Below are 22,363 nucleotides of genomic sequence, written 5' to 3' on the forward strand. Positions count from 1 at the left end.
CATTTTCACATTTAAAGAATGTGCAAACCATTGGCTTTATACTTAACTCTAGGTTTTATACTTGACTTTGAGATAAAGTAGAATCTTTGATAGAGTTTTGCACTTTTTCAAATGCACGCATTTCAATTTGTCTTACTCGTTCTCGACTAATATTAAATTCACCAGAGAGTTCTTCTAGGGTTAGTGGTACATCGTTTAAACGACGCGCTTTAAATATACGCTTTTCGCGTTCATTGAGATTGTCCATGGCATTTATGAGCATGGAACGGCGATTTTCTAATTCACTTTTTTCAATTAAAATTTGTTCTTGATCGTTAGATTCATCCACCAACCAATCTTGCAACTCACTGTTTTCCCCTTCTTTTGTTCGAATTGGTGCGTTGAGTGAAGTGTCACCACCAAGCCTACGATTCATTGATACAACTTCATCTTCTGTGACATTCAACTGGATTGCAATTTTTTTCACTTGTTCTGCATTGAGATCGCCACTATCAAGTGCTTGAAGTTTACTTTTTAACTTACGAAGGTTGAAAAACAAACGCTTTTGATTAGCTGTTGTCCCCATTTTCACCAAACTCCAAGAGCGCAATACATATTCTTGGATTGATGCTTTAATCCACCATATTGCATAGGTTGCAAGACGAAAACCCCGCTCTGGTTCGAAACGTTTAACAGCTTGCATGAGTCCAACATTGCCTTCTGAAATGACTTCCCCAATGGGAAGTCCGTAGCCCCGATATCCCATCGCGATTTTAGCTACGAGACGCAAATGGCTGGTTACTAGCCTATGCGCAGCTTTTAGATCATTATGCTCACGGTAACGCTGAGCTAACATATATTCTTCTTTTGGCTCAAGCATTGGAAAACGACGCACTTCTTCCAAGTAACGGTTTAAAGCACCATCACCTGTCATTACTGATAATAAATTCATATGGGCCATATAGCACCCTCCTTTTGTTTGAATTCCCTGATAAGGCAAATTCTATGTTTTAGATAGCTAACTATCCTCATAACCTCACTCTAGCATATTTTTCAATTTTGTTCAAAAAAAGATATTTTATTGTGAAATCTTGAGAAGGGGAAAAGTTTCAATTCATTTTTTTTAAAAGTTTAATAAGTTTAGCCATATCTTGAGGCAGTGGTGCGGAAAACGACATAACTTTACCGGTAGAAGGATGTTCAAAAGTAAGACTTGCAGCATGGAGTGCATGTCGGTTGAATTGATCGATTGCATTTCTAATAGTGGAGTTGAATGTGTTTGATTTTGTTTTAAAAGCGTTTCCATAAACTGTATCGCCTATGAGTGGATGCCCAATATGAGTCATATGAACACGGATTTGATGGGTGCGTCCAGTTTCCAAGCGACATTCCAGAAGGCTAGCAAAAGATGTTGAGTCTGCATGAGAGCCATATTTTTCAAGCAGAGAAACATGTGTAACAGCATGACGAGCATAAGGGTTTTGGTTATGGATGACAGCTTGCTTTGTCCGGTTATGGGGCGAACGGCCAAGTGATGCATCAATTGTCCAGACATTGCGCTGAGGTGTTCCCCAAATCAAGGCATGGTAGCGTCGATCTAATGCGCAGGTACGTCCATGATCAGAAAATTGAGCACTGAGACTTTTATGAGCTAGATCATTTTTTGCAATAACCATAACACCGCTTGTATTTTTATCAAGACGATGGACAATACCAGGGCGTTTAACACCACCTATACCAGATAAACTATTCCCACAGTGGTAAATAAGGGCATTAACCAATGTACCGGTCCAATTGCCATTCCCAGGATGAACAACAAGACCAGCTGGTTTGTTAATAACAATGACATGATCATCTTCAAAAAGAATGTCCAATGCAATGGCTTCAGCGCTAGGTTCTGCATCACGAAGGTCCGGCATTTCCAATTCAATTATTTGGTTAGGTTTTAATTTTATTTTGGGTTCCTTTATGAATTGACCATCAATTTTAAGACAGCCTTCACGGATGAGAGTTTGCAAACGCGAACGTGAGAGCACATCATGATATTGTTTTGCGAGCCACTGATCAAGACGTTGCCCAAGAGCACCTTCATCCGTTATTTTCTGTATTACCATACGATTCCTATTAAGTTTTTAATAAGATTTTACCAGTACGAAATTGCTTTACTATCGAGAAATTCTTTAATTCCCCAATGTCCTCCTTCACGAGCGCGCCCAGAAAATTTTACACCTCCAAAGTAGCTTCCACTGGGTAATCCATGTCCATTAACTTCTACCATACCAGAGCGTACTTGTGCCGCAATACGACGACATTTGTTGCGATCTTGCGATTGAATATAGTTTGTAAGACCATACTCAGTCTCATTCGCTAAAGCGATGGCTTCTTCTTCTGTACTAAAAGAAAGAATCGAGAGAACTGGACCAAAGATTTCTTCTTTAAAAATACGCATATGAGGTTTTACATCAGCAAAGACTGTTGGACGGACATAATAACCGCGTTCCATTCCTTTCGGTAAACCAGTCCCGCCTGCAACAAGAGTTGCACCTTCATCAATTCCCGATTGGATAAGATCTTGAATTTTATCATATTGTTTTTTTGAAACAACGGGCCCAATATGATTTCCTTCTTGGCAGTTTGGTCCTACTTTTGTTGTTTCTGCAATATCTTTGGCTATTTTCACGGCTTTGTCATAGATGCTCTGTTCCACAAGCATACGAGTTGGTGCATTACAACTTTGTCCACTATTATAAAAGCAATGTCGTGCACCACGTTGAACAGCATCTGAGTCGGCATCAGCAAAGATAATATTCGCTCCTTTTCCCCCAAGTTCCAGACAGACTCTTTTTAAAGTAGCGCTGGCATTTTTAGAAATATCTTTTCCTGCTCTAGTTGAACCAGTAAAGCTGATCATTTCTAAATCTGAATGTGCAGAGAGGTAAGAGCCGACAGTCGCACCATCACCATTGATTAAATTAAAAACACCGGCTGGAAGTGCGGCTTCATCTAAAAATTCAGCAAAAAGCATAGCAGAAAGAGGCGCAATTTCAGAGGGCTTTAACACCATGGTACAGCCAGCCAAGAGAGCAGGAATAACTTTAAGAGTTACTTGATTCATGGGCCAATTCCATGGCGTAATTAATCCTACGACGCCGATAGGATCGTAGTGAAGGATTGCTTGCTCATTTCCCTTTATTAAAGTTTCTTGGAACGAAAACTCTTTATAAGCTTCGATAAAATTGCGAATATGGGAACTTCCGGTTGCAGTTTGCGCATTAAGCGCCATATCAATTGGTGCTCCCATTTCCATTGAAATGGTTTTTGCCATGTCTTTGGAACGTTTTTCGTAGATCTCTAGAATTTTTTCAACAAATCCAAGACGCTCATTTGGTGACGTTGTTTTCCATTTTTGAAAGGCTTCTTTAGCCGCATTAATTGCTTTATCAGCATCTTTTGTACTTCCAAGGCTAATGACAGCACAAGCCTCCTCTGTTGATGGATTAATGACGTCAAAATCGTGAGGAGTGCTTGGCTCATCCCATAGACCATTGATATAAAATTTCCGTTTATTAAACATAATTCACTCCCTTTTTTCTATTTATATTTATGTAATTATGATTGTCTTAGTCTAAGCCTTTTTAAACGAGGATAACAAGGATAATCTTATAAAAACGTGAGAAATTAGATTATATCGTGATAATTGAGCATGGAGAATTCAATAGAGCAATGCTTATTGTATTATTGAGACTAGTTTCTTTTATGAAAAGGGAGAGAAAGAGAGGCATAGACAATTTTCTTGAAGCTTTTTTATCATGAAGTTTTCTTCAAAACAAATGAAATACGAGCTCTATGACACCATAAACTGGGCAATTTATATCGTAAATATGCAAAAGGCAGATTATGAATATGCATTATGGCATTATTTTTTTCATTAAAAAGTAACCATCAGCAAAAGGTTATTAACCTTCGTATGATAGTTTCTACGAATTCTTTTTGAAAAGGTTATTTTTCTCATTGCTATAAATTTGTTGGGTGCCATGCATAATTCGAAAACAAAATCTATTTCTACGTCTTCTTTTTCTGATGATGGTACAAAAGGTGCATCAAGAGAAGATTTATCTGTTAAGATTACTGAGATATTTCCTTATCCGGAAGTGTGGAAAAAGGCATTTGCCCTCGGAAAAAACGTCCGTTTCACGAGAACCCCAGAAGTTGAGATTTTGCGTCGTCGTATAGAAACAGATCCAGTTTTTGCAAAACAGTTTAAAATTTTTACGAAGCAAGATCAAAAAAAAATTACAGATACAGATATTGTACGTTGTAACAAGAAAACAACAAATATTCTTTCGACAAAAAAAGTCATTAATCCTCAATCAATAGAGAATAAAACATCAGTTTGTCATTCAACGGTTCTGAAGCAGTTGTCACGACAAGCTATTCATATGCCGTCAGCAAATATTCCACTTGAGGAGGATAAACAAGAACATAAATTACAAGTGGAAAATGTGCTACAAAAAATAAAACCTGCGTTGCATCTTTCCGACGATGCATTTTTTGAGTGTGAATCTTTGATATTTGAACATGTGGAGACTCAAACATCAAAAGAGGATGGAACATCAATTGACACGACAAATGAAATTACACCGGATATTCCCACAGCCTTTGATGAGTCAATAACGGCTCTTTACCGTGTTCTTGAATACCGCTTTCCACAACTCTATGATTCAATTACATCAGAATCTCCAGCGGAAAGGATGCGAGGTGTTGAGAAAATTTCTGATTTAATGCATACAAATAATGATACTACTAAAGAGTGTCATTCTAAGCTTTCTGTTGAAGATTTTGCTCATACGTTAAGTAATACAGGGGCGTTAAGTGATGCAGGGGCTAGTATAGAGACTGAAAATACCAATAATATTGTCGCCAATAATACTGTTGATTGTATAAACAAAGCCGTCATAAAGAATTCAAAAGATTTTTCTGTGGTGCAAGCAAACAGTAAAACTAAAACATTGCAATCTACTCGTATGCCATTAGGTAATTATGATTCTGCTTTTATGCAAAATATTCAATCTATTGACTGTGATGTTTATGAATTTCCTCCGATCAACTTATTACAGGAACCTGTTTTTCATGAAGGTACGATGATTCCTCAAGAAACATTAGAACGTGGTGCTGGACTTTTGGAAAGTGTTTTGGAAGATTTTGGCATTAAGGGTGAAGTTATCCATGTTCATCCAGGGCCAGTGGTAACAATGTATGAATTTGAACCCGCCGCGGGCGTAAAGTCATCGCGCGTTATTAATCTTTCTGATGATATTGCGCGTTCTATGTCTGCTATTTCTACACGCGTTGCTGTAATTCCTGGACGTAATGTTATCGGGATTGAGTTACCCAATGCGGTTCGTGAAACCGTTTATTTACGAGAATTAATCCAAACACGTTCTTTTCGTGAAAGTGAATTTAAACTTGCTCTTGCTTTGGGGAAGGGGATTAATGGTGAACCGGTCATTGCAGAATTAGCAAAAATGCCTCATTTATTGGTTGCAGGAACAACAGGATCAGGCAAGTCTGTTGCAATTAATACAATGATTTTGTCGATTCTTTATCGTATGACACCAAAGCAGTGTCGTTTGATCATGGTTGATCCTAAAATGTTAGAGCTCTCTGTTTATGATGGCATTCCACATCTTTTAACACCCGTTGTCACAGATCCCAAAAAAGCAGTAACAGCTTTAAAATGGGCGGTTCGTGAAATGGAAGAGCGTTATCGCAAAATGGCTAAGTTGGGTGTGCGTAATATTGATGGTTTTAATGCACGCGTTGCACTTGCAGCTCAAAAAGGCGAAACAATCATGTGTACTGTTCAGTCGGGTTTTGATAAGGAAACAGGGGAAATGCTTTATCATGAAGAAGCCATGGATCTCACGCAGCTTCCTTATATTGTTGTGATTGTTGATGAGATGGCTGATCTTATGATGGTGGCAGGGAAAGAGATAGAGAATGCCATTCAGCGCTTAGCGCAAATGGCGCGTGCGGCAGGTATTCATCTTATTATGGCAACACAACGTCCTTCTGTTGATGTTATCACAGGTACAATTAAAGCGAACTTTCCTACCCGCATTTCTTTTCAAGTAACATCAAAAATTGATAGTCGTACGATCTTGGGTGAACAAGGTGCTGAAACGCTTTTAGGTCAGGGGGATATGCTTCATATGGCAGGTGGTGGACGCATTGTGCGCGTTCATGGACCTTTTGTCTCAGATGAAGAAGTTGAATCCATCGTTGCACATCTTAAAATGCAAGGAAAACCTGATTATTTAGCAACGGTAACAGATAATGAAGACGATAACAAAGAGGATACTTCTGCTGATTCAGCTGCTGAAATTTCTGAGGAAGAAAATTTTGATGAAGAGGGTGAGGAACTTTATAACCAAGCTGTAAAAATTGTTATGCGTGATAAAAAATGTTCAACATCTTATATTCAGCGCCGACTTTCAATCGGCTATAATAAAGCAGCTTCTCTCGTCGAGCGAATGGAAGAAAAAGGCATTGTTGGAGCCGCTAATCATGTTGGAAAACGTGAAATTTTACTCAATGAAGGAAAATAAACAAACGCATTTAAAAATATGCAATTTTTTAAATATCTGACAGTCATTATTTAAATGTGCTTGTTTTATTTTTTTATATAATATTAAAAATTTAAATGGAGAGTAATAAAGCAAAAGCGATCTTTTGTATTAAGACTTCTGATGAGGTAAACAAGCTGATATCAAAGGAGATTATGAGATGTTTTTAACATTTCTAAATGATCTGGAATATAAAGAAATTAAACAAATCTTTATATGAAAACAGATAATTTGTGTTCTCTTTTTTACAGAGAAATTTTTTAATAAAATAGTGCGGTGGCATATTTTTTGTTTTTTCTTTTGTAGCGATTCTAATGAAAGAAAGATCTTTGGGAGATTATTGAGAGCATCATAAGAAAAATGCCCAATATGCAAGTTCTGTTGCATAGGATACTTTAAAGCGTCACGCTGAATTTATTATCATTTGATATTATTGGCTCAAGAAAGATGTTCTTACGAGAAGCTTTATTTGAAAAAGAGATTTTGATAATGCAGTATATTGATTTATAGTAATTTATCATTATTCACAGTGAATAAAAGTCTCAAACATTGTAAGATTTTCTCATTTCAAATCTGTTTCTGTTGAAACAATTAAAACCGTTTTCTTGCGTATCATAATAATGTAGGAGTAAAAAAGTTAAAAAATAAAAAGGCTGCTTATGAACGCCTTCAAATGCCGAGAACTATTGATAACATTAGGGGCTGAAATTAGTATAATGATGGTGCTAACCAGCTCTTTTATAAGTATAAAAATGGTAATGCACAATGCCTTGATATCCTCTATAGGGACTTTTACATTACACCATTTACAGATGACGTCGTAAAATAAGCTTGGGGATCTTGGGAGATATCTTTTCAAAAAAGGCGCATGAATGTGTAAAATAAGTGTATTCTTTTTGAGTACTATTTATGCGAGGGAGATGTTACCATTATTGTAACAAGATTTATTACATAATGGGTGAATAAGCAACAAGAGCTGGAAGCTTCTTTTTATTCTTGTTTTGTTGATGAAACAGTCAAAATTTTGCTACAGACAATTGATATGAGATATCAAGTTATTTTAACCAGAATAGATAATTGTAAACAAATTAGCATTATTCATTTGAGAGTAAATTCAACACTTTTTAGTTTTAGTTATGCCATTAAAAGCAGATGAGTTAAAGTTAAATACAAATGAATTAAAATGTCAGCAAGAAGCTTTTCGTTTTACACCAGAGCTTTTGCCACGGCCTTTTACGTGGGAAATCGATCACAATGGTTTGTTTTGTGAAGTCTCAAAAGAGCTAGCTGAAGTTGTTGGTCCTCTCTCTTCTTCTATTTTAGGGTGTAGTTTTCATGAGCTTGCTCATCAATTTAATGATGATCGATATCTGGTTCTCAGTCGTTTTATTGAAGCGGCTATGCCTTGGAGTAAAGAGATTGTTCAATGGCCTGTTGATGGTTGCTTACAATGGCTTGATGTTGAATTGTCGGCTTTGCCAATTTTTGATGTTAAAAAGCAGCTTAAGGGGTTTCGTGGCTTTGGTGTTTTAAAAATACAAAAAAAAGTCCAAGAAAAAAGAAATGAAAAGCTAGAAACAGAAATGCTATGTCTTACGGAGATAGAACGCTCAGCTTTTCGTGAAATTGCAGAGCAATTGCGTGATGAATTGAATTCATCGGTAAAAGAAGAAAATTTAGTTGAAGAAACAGCTATTCAGTTACCATATGCACAAACATTGCCGGTAAATGCTATAGAACAAGCTCTCGTAAAAGAGCCCGCTGCAGTTTTATCATTGTTGGATACAGCAACAGATGGTGTTTTATGGTTGGATGAAGAGGGCTTTGTTCAATCAGCGAGTAGGGCAGCCTTAGCATTAATGGGTTATGAAATAAATGAACTACGAGGACAACCATTCTCTTCATTATTTACTTTGCAAAGCCGACTTTTGGTTGAAAAGTATTTTAAATCAATCCGTATGGAGGAAAAAAATCAGGTTTTAAATCGCAGTGAAACCGCTGATTTAATGACAAAAAATCATAAAAATATAACCGTTTTGATAACGATTGTATTTTTGGTAAAGCAAGGCAATTATGCTGTTATGTTGCGTGATAGGACACAAACAGTTCCATCAGGAGAAAAAAAAGCAGAAGAGGATAAAATCGTTGGAGTTGTTCATGAAATACGAACACCTTTGAATGCTCTTATTGGTTTTGCAGAAATTATGAGAGAAGGCCGTTTTGGTTCGATAGAAAATGAGCGCTATCATGGATATTTACGCGATATTATTTCCTCTGGAAAACATATATTATTGCTGATTAATCAATTACTAGAGTGCTCGAAGATAAATTATTCTGGTTCCGATAACCAGATTGATTCTTCCCTTATTTCTGAAACATTTGATGTAATATCTTGTTTACGTGCGACGATAGCTTTTCTTGAAACTCAAGCCAATCAGAACGGCATTATCATGCGTATTGTTGCTCCACCTCACGTTCCATTTATTCCTGTATCACAACAAGTGTTTCGCCAGATTATATGGAATCTTCTTTCCAATGCTATTCGTTTTACACCTTTGGGTGGACAGATTATTGTTCACGTTTCTTATAGAAAAGAACGTGTAAAAATTTCAGTGAGTGATAATGGTATAGGGATGAACGAAGAAGAGATTATACAGGCACTGCAACCTTATGGTCAAGTAGAGCGCAAAGATGGACGATCTGGTGATAGCGCTTTTATGGGAACAGGTTTAGGCCTCCCAATGTGTAAAGCAATGGTGGAAGAAAGAGGGGGACAATTTTTACTGTTCTCAAAACCCAATCATGGAACAACTGTGGAAATGTTTTTTCCTCGTGTTCCATGATGTAAATCTTGCATAAAATTATTTTTTCTTAGCCAAAAGATCTCTAATTTCTGTTAAAAGTTGTTCTTCTGAAGACGTTTTTTTGGGGCTTTCTTCTTCTTTTCTACGAATTTTATTCATAGCCTTAACGAATAAAAAAAGAACCCAAGCAATAATGAGAAAATTGATGAGTAAAGTAATAAAGTGTCCATAGCTAATGGTTGCTCCAGCTGCTTTGGCGGCACTCAATGTTGCTTGTTTTTCGCCAGCAAGTTGAATAAACATATTAGAAAAATCAATCCCACCTGTAATCAGCCCAATGATTGGCATAAAAATATCATTGACAATTGAGTTGACCAAGCTACCAAAAGCACCCCCTATAATCACACCGATAGCAAGATCAATCATATTACCTTTTAGGGCAAATTCTTTGAATTCTTTAAGCATTGCATTTTCCCCTTTATATAAGCGATATACGGTAATTTACTTACCGCTTTTGATGAAAAAGGAAAGGGCAGATTTTATTTTTAGGATTATATTACGATATTAATATTATTTTCAAAGAACTTTATAAGGTTTAATAAAGAGCTTTAGGGCTCTATTTGAATGTACATAGAATATTTCCTAGAAAAAAGCTTTTTTGATAAAAACTATATCTGCTTTTTCAACAGAAAGTAGAAAACTGTAGCTTAATTTATATAATTGCCTCAAGATTTTTATGTTAACATTAAAAAGAGAGGTTTTTACACAATACCACAAAATAAGTAGTGTAGAAAGTTGAGCTATCAGAAAGCTTTTCAAATGAAGTACATATATTAGCATAACATTTTGTCATAAAAAGAGAATTTAGGAATAAAAAATATATTTCAGCACTGATAGAAGAAATAGATAGATGAGACAGGAGTAAAACTTATAATTTAATTCCTCTTAATTTAGTAAGCGATAATAGCAATTAGGAGGGCATTATGGCTTATCTAAAAGCTATTTGTATTGGGTTACATGAGCTAAAATGGCGATAATTCGGATGGAAGAAACACATTTCATCTGCTGGAAGATTGTATCAGTTTATAAATAGCAGAGCTCTAGGGTTTGCAAGATCATTTTGGTTTGGAAGTCGTTGGTATGATGTTTGAGTTCAATAATCAACTGTCATTACTTAAAATATATGTTAGGCAGAGCACTTAATAGATGCAAAATTGTATTTAATACATCAGAAATGGCAAAGAAAACAACGCAGATTATCAATAGAGTACAAATTGATTGAACATTCTGTTGCTCATAAATAGTGCAACAATAGTATGAATTTAGATGATTTTATGAACTATGTATCCTATAAATGCTAGGAAAAAATAGCTTTATAGAACAAGCTTTGTTTCTATTGAAAACAATATTACACAAAGGAACTTTGGGAATAGAGATAATTTGCCTGCATTTTTAAGAAAATTATGAGCGTGCCTGCATAAGGCGTCATAAAACCATGACTATGGTAAGAGCCATTGATGTTCCAATTCATGCTGAATTTTATAAGATTAGGATTCATATTTTAATCTTTAAAAAATGTCGAAAAAGAGAAACATTTTTTAAGAATAAAAAGTTCTTTACATAGTATAACCAATATAAACATGTATGGCTATTATGTGATGAGTTTTCTTCTAGAAGGGGAATATTATTTGGATAATATGCTTGCTTTGATTGGAAATCTTTTGTGTTAAAAGGTAGAGGTGAGGTGCGATGGATCATTTTTATGTTGTGGAGAAGAATTGATGAGTTTTTTTCGTTGTATTGGCCGTTCTGCCTTATTTATGTTGGATCCAGAGCAAGCACACGGTTTAGCGATTCTTGGGCTGAAAAGTGGATTAAATGGTTGTCAAAAGGTTATCGACAAACGTTTGTGTGTAACTGTTGCTGGTCTTGAGTTTGAAAATTTTATTGGTCTTGCAGCGGGGTTTGATAAAAATGCAGAGGTTGTAGATGGTATTTTTCGGTTAGGATTTGGTTTTACTGAAATTGGGACAGTGACACCAAAGCCTCAGATTGGAAATCCTAAACCACGGCTTTTTCGTTTAAAAGAAGATGAAGCGATTATTAATAGAATGGGCTTTAATAATGACGGACATCAAGTTGTTTACAATAGATTGCATGCGTGTAAAAAAACTGGTGTTATAGGAGTCAACATTGGAGCCAATAAGGATACGGTCGATAAGATTGATGATTATACTGTTGGTATTGCTCATTTTTATGATGTTGCTGATTATTTTACGGTTAATATTTCTTCTCCTAATACACCAGGTTTACGTGATTTACAGGCCCGTGACAGTTTGCATCTTTTGTTGAGTGCAATTTCGCAAGCGCGAAATGAGCAAGAGAACAAGCATGGATTCTCCATTCCCATTTTTTTAAAAATTTCTCCTGATTTATCAGAGAAAGAATTAGATGATGTTGCTGAAGAAATAAAACTTTCTGATTTTGATGGACTCATTGTTTCTAACACAACTCTTTCACGCCAAGGTCTTAACAATAGTCACTTCCGTAATGAAGAGGGTGGGCTTTCTGGACGTCCACTCTTTGAGCGTTCTACTATTATGCTTGCAAAAATGCGTCAAAAATTAGGGAAGGAGATTGCAATTATCGGTGTTGGCGGTATAAAGGATGCACAGACTGCTTTGGAAAAAGTAAAAGCTGGTGCAGATTTGATTCAATTATATAGTGGGATGGTTTATGAAGGTCCAAATCTTGTCATAACTATTCTGCAAGAGATTTTGCAGATGATGCAACAAGATGGAGTTGATAACATAAAAGGCTATCGTGATCATAGTATTGAGCATTGGGCAAAATTTCCTTTGTAAAAAACGCTTTTTTCTTCACAAAAAATTGCGAGATTTTTTTAAAGGGGCTTGCAAACTTTGTTGATCTTCCTTATGTCACATAAGCAAAGAATAAATGTTTACGAAATCGTGAACAGTTATGATACATTTGATTTTATGCGGTTGTAGCTCAGTTGGTTAGAGCGCTGGTTTGTGGCACCAGAGGTCGTAGGTTCAAATCCCACCAACCGTACCAAAAAATTTTATTGAAAATACTGAAAATGGATATACAAGACGAACAAACGGCTCGCTGAGGATCTTTTATCAATGACTGTAGTTGCTTGGGGGCATAATATTGTACAAAAAAAACGCATGGCATAAAGTCCAAAAAACCAATAAAGGGGCATTGCGCTTCTTTTTTAAGAACTGGGCATCTCCTCTTACCTTAATGCGTTCTCATTATGCATCCTTTACACAAGACTTGTGATGGAAAGACTTTACGGAAAAAATCAATGTGTTTTGTTTAAAAGATCCGAGCTTAATATGCCCTTCAATATGGAAGGGTATTTCACAATGTTTGTTGTGATGAAGCAATTGCTCTCTCTTGGCATGCCACTGGCTGTTGGGTTTATCTCTCAGATGATGATTTCCTTCACAGATGCAGCGCTTGTAGCGCATTTAGGCGTGCAAGCCTTGAGTGGTACAATGTTAGCTCTGAGTATATTTAGTTTTGTTATGTTGTTTGGGCTAGGTATTATTACCGCGGTTGCACCAAAACTTGCGGAAAGTTTTCGTAGACAAGATAGATATGCATTAAAGGCATGGTTTGATCAAGGAATATGGCTTTCACTTGTGATTGGAATAATGAGTGCGATCATTTTACTCAACACGAGGAATATTTTGTGTTTTCTCGGCCAAGATGGGACAATTGCCAATATAGCGCAGGAATATAATAGTGGTGCTGCTATAGGAGTGGTGTTTTTTTATCTTTATGTGAATAGCCGGGGATTACTGTCAGCAATTGGTAATCCAAAGCCGTTAACCTGGGTTATGCTTGCGGCTATCCTTGTGAATTTTCTTATCTCTTGGCCGCTTATTTTTGGTATAGGTTCTGTAAGCGGATTAGGTGTCTTTGGTGCAGGAATTGCGAGCAGTTTGATCCGTATTTTAATTGTTATTGCAGCAGCAATAATTTTGTCCCGCAATTCTGCTTTTCATTCTTTTCGCTTTAATTATTTGAGACCAAAGTTAGAGATTTCACGAATAATAAAATTGCTGCGAGTAGGGCTACCCATTGGTATACGTATTCTTATTGCGGAGGGCTTTCCTTCGTTCATTGCATTCATGATTACGGCTTATGGGGTCGAATCTTTGGCCGCGCATACGATAGGGATGCGTCTCGATATGCTTATTTCTGTGGTGGCTTTGGGGATTTCCAGCGCAGCCGCGACAATAGCAGCGTGGTATAGAGCAGATAGGAATAATATGGCTCTAAAACAGCTGCGTATGAGTGTCACTGTTTTTGCTGTAGCTTATGTCTTGTTTTTATCAGGGATTGTTTATCTCTCTTATGGATTCATCCTTACAACCATCTTTAATATTTCTTCAGAACGCGTTGTTGTTTTCTCTTGGAAGTTGCTTCCGTTCATTTTATTGTCTTTTGCTTTTGGCACTTTAGGTGCTATGCTCAATGGCATACTTGTGGGCTTGCTTGATACGTTTTGGTCAACAATTGTTGTAGCAATAAGTTATTGGGGGTTAGGCCTATTTGGGGGAGCACTAATGGCGCATTTTTTTGAATATGACTTTATTGGCTATTGGCTTGGCATGATTGGTGCAAGCTTAATCGTTTCTCTCTTTAATTATATGCGCGTGGGTTATTTAATAAAATGCAATCCTATATTTGGGGCAGAGTGAGTGTTATAAAAGCGCTTGTAAAGCACTAGCTGTGAAGGCTTAGCTACTCATCGTCCATAGAGGCTGTTTTACTTCTATGGAGATAACAATATAGGTTACAAAACTTGCTTAATATTGAAAAGAAGTGTCTTTGATTGTAGCCTCAATATTATTTGTTGAGTTTTTAAAATAATATGGGTTTATTAAAATCATTCGGCTACAATTTAAGAGTAAGTTCGGTAGATTGGAAGAGTTTAATACCTTAAAAAATGACGAGAAAAAACGTGCTTATATTCATACGCCGTTGAGGAGGCATTTAAAAAAGTTGTTGTTTTTATAAGTCATTACCATTGTGATGCTAAAACGCATGCATTTGTCAAAACAATCGCAGACGCTAACGATGTTATTCTTGCAAGCCCTGTTTATCACGGGTCTTATTCAGGGGGATTGAAGAATGCTCTTGATAATTTAGAGTATAATGCTTTTGGGATAAAGTTTTTGGTCATCTCTCTCATGACAATATAACCCAAAATGCGCACTGCCCTGTGTATATTTGGTACCAATTGTGCATACGCTTTATGGACCGGCGCTGCAATATCAAGTTGCTTCGGCTAAAGATGATTTTGTGTCTGAGAATGCAGGCCGTACATGGAGACTGAACAGCGAAGATGTACGGGCTCGCTGCGCACATCTTGTTGATGAAATGTATAAATTTTAAAATAATAAGGGTGGAGGATATGATCAAAAATGATAAGAAATACCGTTAGTTAGTCGTTGGTGGTACAGGAATATTGGCGCCCTTTTGCCGGTCATAAGGGCTGAACAACGTGATTATCGCAGCGCGTTTTCGTTCTCATCAATCCAAAATTGAGTTATTTCAGACAAGGGCTAAATGTATATTTTGGAGATTATTATAAGCCATAGGCACAATTTTTAAAAGGGGTACCCCTCTGGACGGGCTTGAAATATTGCATATTATGGAGGGCATTCGCCTGCACATGCATTTTCGTGTAGGTTGAGATTGAGCGGTTGGCCTTCTTACCGAAGCCTCTGCGTATTGTTCATGTTTTTGGTTCTAATGCAGAGGATAAAATAATCTCTGGATGTGCGCATCATAATAAGATTGATTCTACATCTGTAAAATTAGGTCGGAAAAGGCGATCATAGGGCCAACGGTGGTCAATGAGAAAAGTGTTTATGATCATGAGATTTGTGAGAGCCGTATTGAGAAAGAGTTTGCGCAAAATCTCGATAATGACTCTGATGTAAGATTATTTTTTAAACTGCCAAGAAATTTAAAAATAGCCACTCCCATTGGTTCTTATACGCCTGATTGGGCGGTTTTTTAGAGAGGGATGGCGAACAAAAGCTTTACTTTGTGCTGGAAACAAAAGGAACGAATAGCGATTTTGATTTGCGCCTTAAAGAAATGCTGAAGATTAAATGCGGCAAGGCGCATTTTACCGCCCTTGAGACTGGTGTGGTGTTTAACGAGGCACTGGTGATGAGTTGGCGCGATTCTAAGCGGGGGGGATGGTGGTAGAGAGAGTGGGGGGCTGTGGTAGGAGTGGGCGGCACGAATGACGCTGTCTTTAGTTGTGTACCACCAAGCTAATTTTGTGCTTTGCGAAATTCGCCAAGGCTTTTGGACGTACCGCGTTTACCGCGTAATAAAATCTTATGAATATTATGCAGAAGGCGCGCAGAAATGGGTGATTGCGTGTCTAGCTTCCCAATGCCGTAATTAAGTACAGCCACATAATGAGATAGCTCTTCAATATCATCAGTCGCACTGATACTTTTTTTATTTTCAAACAATAATAGGTCAGATGGTAACGATTATGTCCTTTCTATCTGAGAAAAGAGTAGCACCGCTTGCGTATATGTACGAGTAAAAGTTAATCAACATTGGTCTGAGGTAAAAACCGCCAATTATTTCTAATACACCTAAGGATTTCATAGCTTGCTCTAACGGTTTATATAAAGCCGCCCTTTTAAAAGGTGGATTGGGTGGAAAATTTATTGGAATATAGGCTTTATGAATCTCTCGAACTAAGCTTTCTACTATGCAGGCCCTAAGGCGTGATTGCATATATGGTCGCATCTGTTGCTGCGTTGTGTAGGCAGAGATCCTAAACTAGGAAAGGAGGGCTGCTCTTTTGATTACAAAGGAAGAATACGGCTAATTACAAAGGAAGAATACGGCGCGTAAGTGCAGCAAAATGTATTTTGAGGAGCAGAGGGGTGAGGCATTTGATGTCCAGCGGGTAACGGATTAACTGGAGTATAAGTGGGTATTGCTAGGGCGGAGTTTTTGGTTAAGAATTGCACTTCGTACGCTATAAGCTCTCTACATCCTTCATATAGGCGTTGGATCATCGCCCAATCAACGTAAAGGGGCTGTTTTGTCTTTAGCGTTTGTTTGGCTGCTTCTATAGTGCCGCTGGCTCTATCAGCCATTATGGTGATAATTTTCTCGTCCAAAGAACAGATCAATCGATTGCGTAATAGGGTATGTGTGCCTTTTTGACCGTGTCTTTTTTTTAAAGCAGCTGTTACCTCGTGGAAGGATTGGGTGTGTCTATATGATCAGCCTGCCAAAGAAAAGGAAGCGTTATTGCGATAGCCACCAATAGTAGTCCAGCGATAAAGGTGGCAGCAAACTGCAATGATATAAAAGAACCAAGGACGCCGACCAAAAAGCTTCCGACCGGCGTTCCAGCATAGCCTATCACTCGAAAAGCAGAATTAGCTCGCCCGAGAAGTTGCTTTGGTGTGAGGCGCTGCCTGAAGGCGGTAACACCAATAAACCATAAGCTTGCTCCAACGCCAGCAATAAAGATGACGCCCCATACGACGACAGCACTTTTTGAAAAGGCTGGAATCAAAAGCAAGACAACAGTTCCTAAACCGTCAGTGAGAACAGCTAGGCGCACCGGTGCATAGCGTATACGCGACGCAAATAGGGCACCTGCCATTGTTCCAAGCGCGTAGGCTGCAAACATCACGCCATATTGGCTGCTATGTAGGCCCAGATACCGACTGTCGGTAACGAAGAAGATGAACGAGGTTAGGAATGCTCCAAATACCACCGATAGAAAGAATGTGAGTAATGTAAGGGAGGTAAGATGCCGATTTGAAAAAATGAAACGAAATCCGGCAATGATATAACGGAAAGTGATGTTTTCTTTATCAGGTGTTGGCGATATCGGAACAGCACGGCGAGCGGTAAAAATCAATGTGATAAAAAGCACGATTAACAGGCCGAGAAATAGCAGTGTGCTATGCGCTAAAATGCTGCTTGTTATGACAGGGGCAAGAAAATAGGAGACTCCGAAATCTAAGAACAAGACAATTGAGTAGAAGGTCATCAATCGCTCTCCCTCCATGATAAGTGGTGGAATCGTCATTATATAAGCTTCGGCAGAAACGACGATGAATCCAGCAATGGTTGCATAGAAGAAAATTTGTTCGGCTGGAGTAATCTGTATCATGAGCAGTATGAACAGGACAATATGCAGTAGCATGAAGATGAAGAGAGCTGAGGTGGCAAGTTTTATTTTGTCGCAGCGATCAAGTAAAACGCCTGCAAGGATGCCGAAAATTGGCCACGCTAATGAGAAGAGACCTTGCGCCCAACTTACTCCGACTACGCCATATCCAGATTGTCTTGCTAATAGCGGGATGGCAGTGCGCAAAGCACCGCTGAGTAAGGCGAGCAGACTAACGGTTAGGCAAAAATAGCGTATGTTCTTGTTGGAAAAAAGCCTGAACATTCTGTTCTCCTTAAGATGCCACACAGGTTTCCACTGTTCCATCAAGTACGGCGGTTGTATTCAGCATGTTTGAGACATAGCCGTCCAAAATATTCCTATCCGCCTGAGGTAGAAGAAAATACATAAGGTTGGAATACCATTGCCAACCACGCTGAGTCAGCTGGAGATTGTTATCACTTTCTGCGATGAGACCTGCATCTATGAGCTGTTGTAGGTTATTGTATACGAAAGAGGGAAGTGCGGTCCAGTCAATTCTTTCTTTTTCGGCATGGCCGTTATAAGGTAGCCGCATAAAAAAAGCTTTGGAGGCTTGTTGCTCCGCTGATACCCAATTGTAGTATACTTTGGATTTTCCTTTAAGTTGTATGTCGGTAATGTATCCGCTTCGACTGGGATTGGCTCGTGTGACGAGTGAGCCGAGAATCGACAGTGCTGACGCCCCGAAGCCAACCACATAATCGTCATGATAACCATGCAAATATTTGTGATAGCGGAAATAATTAGCTGAACTCGTTTTAGCGAGCGTTAGAGGAGTGTTATTGGCAATTTTGATATAGGAATGCCCATTACACGGCGCATAGCCGCAGCTGCGCATAACGATGTCGCTAAATAATCGAAGCATCTGTCGATGCTGTAGGCTGGACGGTTTAAGCCCTTTTTGTGCGTAAGACTTATGCAGTTGCGACGTGATAGCCAGATTGTTGATTGCATAGAGGTTGATGGTTTCAGGGTGAAGCTCGCTGGTTTGCTTCAAATCGTATAATAGTTCTTCGGTTTGCTGGCTGTGCATGCCATATAGTAGGTCGAAACCGACATGTCCAATTATCTCTTGTGACCAAGCCACGGTATTGTTGATTTGTTCACGTGTTGAGGTGAGGTTAAACAATGATCGGAAACGCTCAATGAAACTCTGTATACCGAAGCTGATCCGGTTAACGCCGATCTCACGGGCAGCATAAAGTTTATCACGTGTGACGCTCTTCGATTCGCTTTCCAGTGTAAACTCGGCTAAGGAAGAGAGCTCAAATTCGGCATGCAATACTTTTCCGATGTGGCGGATATTATCTGCGGACAAGAGCGACGGTGTGCCGCCCCCTATATAGATGCTGCGGATGGGCCCTCTAAGCGAGCGAATGAAATTTCCTTTGGTTCTGATCTCTGTGGTAAGCGCTGACATATAAGATTCGATTTGCTTAACGTGCTTGTAGGCCCCTTTCTGAAAGGGACAGAAGGAACAGATGGTTTCGCAAAAGGGAATATGCAAATAAAGAGAAATGGTACGCGCTTGTGGAATCTGCTTACTTTGCGCTAGTTTATTAAAGTCTAGGTAATCGTAAAATTCATTTGAAATAGTGCGAAATAACGGATATGTGAAGTTGTAAATCGGCTTGAGTTGATCGAACTTCACAAAAGGATGATCCACGAGTTGCATAGTTTACTCCCCCAATTTCTTAACTCGCACTATATTATTGACGGGCGACTGGTGACCCAATCATCCGAGTGTATTACCAAAGATTTTCACGGAACATAATGAATCCTCCTTTTGTAGAAGTTATATGTATTATACATATAACTCATTATATGAACAGATGAGCTTGTTTAAGAGGCAATGTAAAGATAAAAATATAAAAGAACTTTCTCTTGCAGCCTTATGGTCTGATATTGTAATTGGTATCCTGTTTTACGTGGTCGGGCTATGAATGCCTAGGGCGAGAAAAAGCAGGGTATTTTAATGGACGTGCGGGGCATCTTTGTTATGTTGCTGGGATTTGGAATTTGCGTCTGGTTATGAAATATCATTAGCGCAAAAAGATGGTTTTAAAGGTAGATATATATTTTTTAATATCCCTGTAAAACTTCGAGAAGAGATAGAATTATCCTATTAGAAAACATATAAATGTCCAGTGTGATAATATTATCGAATTACATGACATCATCACTCGTGCACGCCATTTTGACATATTACCTAAAATCTCATTGAGATTGTGCCATGTACTGGAAAACGGGGATAGATCGTGTTTTGGTATGACTGCGGCGAAGTTACGTGCCGCATTATCTTTGCTAGAATCTAATAGGATTAGGCTTAATGGGGTGCATTTGCATGGGGGGCGTGTGCTCGGTCTGCACAGTATCACGAGATCATAAGTCAAAGTATGTGAAAGCAACTGATACAAAAAAGATTTTACGATGGTGGAAGATCGACGATGAAGGACGTTAGTTCAAAGAAAATTGATATTATTGTGTTTTCATATCCTGATTTTTGGGCTTTTGAGATATAAATAACACACCTCTTAGTGGGCTGGAGATTATCAAATGTTGAATCACGCATGGCGCAATTAGCAAAAAATCCTATCTATTGGATTTGGTATGCTCTACTGGATTCTCAGCTCTAAATATTGTGTGCGAAGTGCAATGTCAAGCGGTGGGAATTGATATAAGTGCAGAGTCGTACCATCCGCTCAGAACAAGGTTGATAGCTCTGTTATGCAGGCGATGGTTAAGTTTTATGTCGGAAATGTTGAGCGTATGACTTATCCTGAAAATACATTTACGCATATTATGGCGGGGTGAGTATTTGTAAGCACAGCTGTAAAGGCTACTCACCATCCTAGGGTGTTTACTTCTATGTGGATAACAATAGAGTTACAAAACTTGCTTCATATTAAAAGAAAAGTTTCTTTTCTTTTAATTAAGCATTGCTACAACCAAAAGGAAATTAAATATCTCGCCTTTATTATTCTCGCCAATGTTTGCTTATATATGATTATTTGAATCGGAATTAGGTTACGTACAATATGGTATTTCTCGCTGTTTTATATAAGGAGAAGGTTCGCACCGATGTATCGCGTGCAATATCAATTTTTTCACTATGGTGATAGGATAGCTTTTTGAGCGCAAAGTTCTTTTACCTTGATGGATCTTATAGTATTCTTCAAAAATATCAGTTGATAATTTTTTTTCGTGTCGTTTATGCATGGGCTGATACAATAAGAATAGGACTTGATTGTTTTTAAAGTTGGTATGTTATGGCTGTAAAAAATGGTGAACAAACGAAAAGTAAGAATTTTAAACCTGTCTCTCGTTTTCTCAAAAGTTTACGTGGTGTGTGCAATTGGGAACAAGTTTCACAATGGCTTGCTTCCCGTAAGGTAGAGGATATTGAATGTATTACGCCTGATCAAGCAGGGGTACCACGGGGCAAGATGATGCTTTCTAAAAAATTTACATCGGAAACATCATTGGCATTGCCTTCAGCAGTTTTTATGGCAACAATTTCAGGGGATTATCCGGAAGATGGTCATGGTTTTGAATATCCTAAAGCAGATGGTGATTTACGCCTTGAGCCTGATCTTTCTACGTTAAGCATTGTTCCATGGGAAGATGCTCCTACGGCACAGGTGATTTGTGATCTTGTGTATCAAAATGGTCAGGTTGTGGATTACACACCACGCAATGTTTTACGAACAGTGGTTCATTTTTACACAAAAATGGGTTTAAGCCCTGTTGTTGCACCAGAAATTGAGTTTTATTTGGTACAAAAAAATCCCGATCCTGATTATCCGTTAGTTCCACCAGTTGGTCGTTCTGGGCGTTCAATTGGTGGTGGACAGGGGTATTCCATTGCTGGTGTTAATGAATTTGATGATTTGATTGATGATATTTATCAATTTTCAGAGGCACAAGGATTGGAAATTGATACCCTCATTCATGAAGAAGGAGCAGGTCAGTTTGAAATTAATTTACGTCATGGTGATCCTATTGAGTTAGCGGATCAAGTTTTTATGTTTAAACGAACAATTCGTGAAGCAGCACTAAAACATAATATGTATGCGACATTTATGGCAAAACCCATTCAGGGGCAGCCAGGTTCTGCGATGCATATTCACCAATCGGTCGTTGATAAGAAAACGGGTATGAACATTTTTACACAGGAAAATGGTGAAGAAAGTATCTGTTTTCGCCATTTTATTGGTGGATTGCAAAAACATATGCCAGGGGTTCTTGTGATGCTTGCGCCTTACGTGAATTCTTATCGACGTCTTGTACCTGATAATTCGGCTCCTGTTAATTTGCGGTGGGGATATGATAATCGTACTACAGCTTTTCGTGTTCCTCGTTCTGCTCCTCAAGCGCGGCGTGTCGAGAATAGGCTTCCTTCATCAGATGCGAATCCTTATTTAGCTCTTGCAGCTTCTTTAGCGTGTGGTCTCATTGGTTTACAGCAAAAAATTGAGCCAGATGAGCCAACGACAAATAATGTGAATGCTGATAATATTGAGTTACCGCGTGGACTCATTGAGGCAGTTAATTTGTTTGAACAAGATACAGCAATACATGCTATTTTAGGGGATGTGTTTGTCAGTACTTATGCTGCAATCAAACGACAAGAGTTTGAAACTTTTATGGAAGTAATTAGTCCGTGGGAGCGTGAATATCTCCTGCTGAATGTTTAAATTTTA

17 protein-coding genes and 1 tRNA gene are annotated in these 22,363 nt (G+C 38.3%); 10 read left to right on the plus strand and 8 right to left on the minus strand.

Annotated features, from left to right (window positions below):
• Window positions 1-55: 55 nt before the first annotated feature.
• The 3 genes from rpoH to ACFIM6_RS05860 form a co-directional block, all read right to left on the minus strand.
• On the minus strand, window positions 56-940 hold the full coding sequence (gene rpoH / locus ACFIM6_RS05850; RefSeq protein ID WP_375612056.1) for an RNA polymerase sigma factor RpoH: 885 nt from the start codon (window positions 938-940) through the stop codon (window positions 56-58).
• A gap of 148 nt (window positions 941-1,088) precedes the next feature.
• Complete coding sequence (locus ACFIM6_RS05855) at window positions 1,089-2,093, minus strand: RluA family pseudouridine synthase (RefSeq protein WP_375612057.1); 1,005 nt, start codon at window positions 2,091-2,093, stop codon at window positions 1,089-1,091.
• A 29-nt stretch (window positions 2,094-2,122) separates the two neighbouring features.
• Window positions 2,123-3,553: an aldehyde dehydrogenase family protein gene (locus ACFIM6_RS05860; protein WP_375612058.1), complete on the minus strand. Its 1,431-nt coding sequence runs from the start codon at window positions 3,551-3,553 to the stop codon at window positions 2,123-2,125.
• A gap of 460 nt (window positions 3,554-4,013) precedes the next feature.
• Between ACFIM6_RS05860 and ACFIM6_RS05865 the strand changes: the two genes are divergently transcribed.
• Both ACFIM6_RS05865 and ACFIM6_RS05870 read left to right on the plus strand, forming a co-directional pair.
• Entirely contained in the window at window positions 4,014-6,587 is a 2,574-nt protein-coding gene (locus tag ACFIM6_RS05865) for a DNA translocase FtsK (protein WP_375612059.1), read from the plus strand.
• A gap of 1,154 nt (window positions 6,588-7,741) precedes the next feature.
• Window positions 7,742-9,448, plus strand: coding sequence for an ATP-binding protein (locus ACFIM6_RS05870; protein ID WP_375612060.1), 1,707 nt, complete (start codon window positions 7,742-7,744; stop codon window positions 9,446-9,448).
• A gap of 18 nt (window positions 9,449-9,466) precedes the next feature.
• Here the strand turns inward: ACFIM6_RS05870 and mscL are convergent, their stop codons facing one another.
• On the minus strand, window positions 9,467-9,874 hold the full coding sequence (gene mscL, locus ACFIM6_RS05875; RefSeq protein WP_026500234.1) for a large conductance mechanosensitive channel protein MscL: 408 nt from the start codon (window positions 9,872-9,874) through the stop codon (window positions 9,467-9,469).
• A gap of 1,316 nt (window positions 9,875-11,190) precedes the next feature.
• Here mscL and ACFIM6_RS05880 point away from each other — a divergent pair.
• From ACFIM6_RS05880 to ACFIM6_RS05910, 7 genes are all read left to right on the plus strand, one after another.
• Window positions 11,191-12,273 (plus strand): quinone-dependent dihydroorotate dehydrogenase, encoded by a 1,083-nt coding sequence (locus ACFIM6_RS05880; RefSeq protein ID WP_375612061.1) that lies wholly within the window; start codon window positions 11,191-11,193, stop codon window positions 12,271-12,273.
• A 137-nt stretch (window positions 12,274-12,410) separates the two neighbouring features.
• A tRNA-His gene (locus tag ACFIM6_RS05885) sits at window positions 12,411-12,487 on the plus strand.
• Window positions 12,488-12,804: 317 nt separating this feature from the next.
• Complete coding sequence (locus tag ACFIM6_RS05890) at window positions 12,805-14,148, plus strand: MATE family efflux transporter (protein WP_375612062.1); 1,344 nt, start codon at window positions 12,805-12,807, stop codon at window positions 14,146-14,148.
• A gap of 315 nt (window positions 14,149-14,463) precedes the next feature.
• The gene (locus tag ACFIM6_RS05895) at window positions 14,464-14,652 is read left to right on the plus strand and encodes an NADPH-dependent FMN reductase (protein WP_375612108.1); all 189 of its coding nucleotides are present in this window, start codon (window positions 14,464-14,466) and stop codon (window positions 14,650-14,652) included.
• Between the two features lie 40 nt (window positions 14,653-14,692).
• Window positions 14,693-14,845: a hypothetical protein gene (locus ACFIM6_RS05900; protein WP_375612063.1), complete on the plus strand. Its 153-nt coding sequence runs from the start codon at window positions 14,693-14,695 to the stop codon at window positions 14,843-14,845.
• Window positions 14,846-15,302: 457 nt separating this feature from the next.
• Entirely contained in the window at window positions 15,303-15,476 is a 174-nt protein-coding gene (locus ACFIM6_RS05905) for a hypothetical protein (RefSeq protein WP_375612064.1), read from the plus strand.
• Window positions 15,461-15,670 carry a hypothetical protein gene (locus ACFIM6_RS05910; RefSeq protein ID WP_375612065.1) on the plus strand — a complete coding sequence of 70 codons (210 nt, stop codon included), beginning with the start codon at window positions 15,461-15,463 and terminating at the stop codon, window positions 15,668-15,670. Before ACFIM6_RS05905 ends, ACFIM6_RS05910 begins: the two co-directional genes overlap by 16 nt.
• A 68-nt stretch (window positions 15,671-15,738) precedes the next feature.
• Here ACFIM6_RS05910 and ACFIM6_RS05915 read toward each other — a convergent pair whose 3' ends face one another.
• From ACFIM6_RS05915 to ACFIM6_RS05930, 4 genes are all read right to left on the minus strand, one after another.
• The gene (locus tag ACFIM6_RS05915) at window positions 15,739-15,885 is read right to left on the minus strand and encodes a hypothetical protein (protein WP_273787870.1); all 147 of its coding nucleotides are present in this window, start codon (window positions 15,883-15,885) and stop codon (window positions 15,739-15,741) included.
• Window positions 15,886-16,290: 405 nt separating this feature from the next.
• Window positions 16,291-16,623, minus strand: a complete 333-nt coding sequence (locus ACFIM6_RS05920; RefSeq protein WP_375612066.1) for a hypothetical protein — start codon at window positions 16,621-16,623, stop codon at window positions 16,291-16,293.
• A gap of 59 nt (window positions 16,624-16,682) precedes the next feature.
• The gene (locus tag ACFIM6_RS05925; protein WP_375612067.1) at window positions 16,683-17,903 is read right to left on the minus strand and encodes an MFS transporter; all 1,221 of its coding nucleotides are present in this window, start codon (window positions 17,901-17,903) and stop codon (window positions 16,683-16,685) included.
• A 10-nt stretch (window positions 17,904-17,913) separates the two neighbouring features.
• On the minus strand, window positions 17,914-19,335 hold the full coding sequence (locus ACFIM6_RS05930; RefSeq protein WP_375612068.1) for a coproporphyrinogen-III oxidase family protein: 1,422 nt from the start codon (window positions 19,333-19,335) through the stop codon (window positions 17,914-17,916).
• A 1,594-nt stretch (window positions 19,336-20,929) separates the two neighbouring features.
• Between ACFIM6_RS05930 and ACFIM6_RS05935 the strand changes: the two genes are divergently transcribed.
• Complete coding sequence (locus ACFIM6_RS05935) at window positions 20,930-22,357, plus strand: glutamine synthetase family protein (RefSeq protein WP_375612069.1); 1,428 nt, start codon at window positions 20,930-20,932, stop codon at window positions 22,355-22,357.
• Window positions 22,358-22,363: the final 6 nt, after the last annotated feature.

It is taken from the genome of Bartonella sp. AA9NXGY, assembly GCF_042196845.1.
GTDB lineage: Bacteria > Pseudomonadota > Alphaproteobacteria > Rhizobiales > Rhizobiaceae > Bartonella.

What these genes read in the sequence shown, in the direction of transcription:
- rpoH (WP_375612056.1), bottom strand. Translation starts at nt 940, where the DNA reads ATGGCCCATATGAATTTATTATCAGTAATGACAGGTGATGGTGCTTTA.
- ACFIM6_RS05855 (WP_375612057.1), bottom strand. Translation starts at nt 2,093, where the DNA reads ATGGTAATACAGAAAATAACGGATGAAGGTGCTCTTGGGCAACGTCTT.
- ACFIM6_RS05860 (WP_375612058.1), bottom strand. Translation starts at nt 3,553, where the DNA reads ATGTTTAATAAACGGAAATTTTATATCAATGGTCTATGGGATGAGCCA.
- ACFIM6_RS05865 (WP_375612059.1), top strand. Translation starts at nt 4,014, where the DNA reads ATGCATAATTCGAAAACAAAATCTATTTCTACGTCTTCTTTTTCTGAT.
- ACFIM6_RS05870 (WP_375612060.1), top strand. Translation starts at nt 7,742, where the DNA reads ATGCCATTAAAAGCAGATGAGTTAAAGTTAAATACAAATGAATTAAAA.
- mscL (WP_026500234.1), bottom strand. Translation starts at nt 9,874, where the DNA reads ATGCTTAAAGAATTCAAAGAATTTGCCCTAAAAGGTAATATGATTGAT.
- ACFIM6_RS05880 (WP_375612061.1), top strand. Translation starts at nt 11,191, where the DNA reads ATGAGTTTTTTTCGTTGTATTGGCCGTTCTGCCTTATTTATGTTGGAT.
- ACFIM6_RS05890 (WP_375612062.1), top strand. Translation starts at nt 12,805, where the DNA reads ATGTTTGTTGTGATGAAGCAATTGCTCTCTCTTGGCATGCCACTGGCT.
- ACFIM6_RS05925 (WP_375612067.1), bottom strand. Translation starts at nt 17,903, where the DNA reads ATGTTCAGGCTTTTTTCCAACAAGAACATACGCTATTTTTGCCTAACC.
- ACFIM6_RS05930 (WP_375612068.1), bottom strand. Translation starts at nt 19,335, where the DNA reads ATGCAACTCGTGGATCATCCTTTTGTGAAGTTCGATCAACTCAAGCCG.
- ACFIM6_RS05935 (WP_375612069.1), top strand. Translation starts at nt 20,930, where the DNA reads ATGGCTGTAAAAAATGGTGAACAAACGAAAAGTAAGAATTTTAAACCT.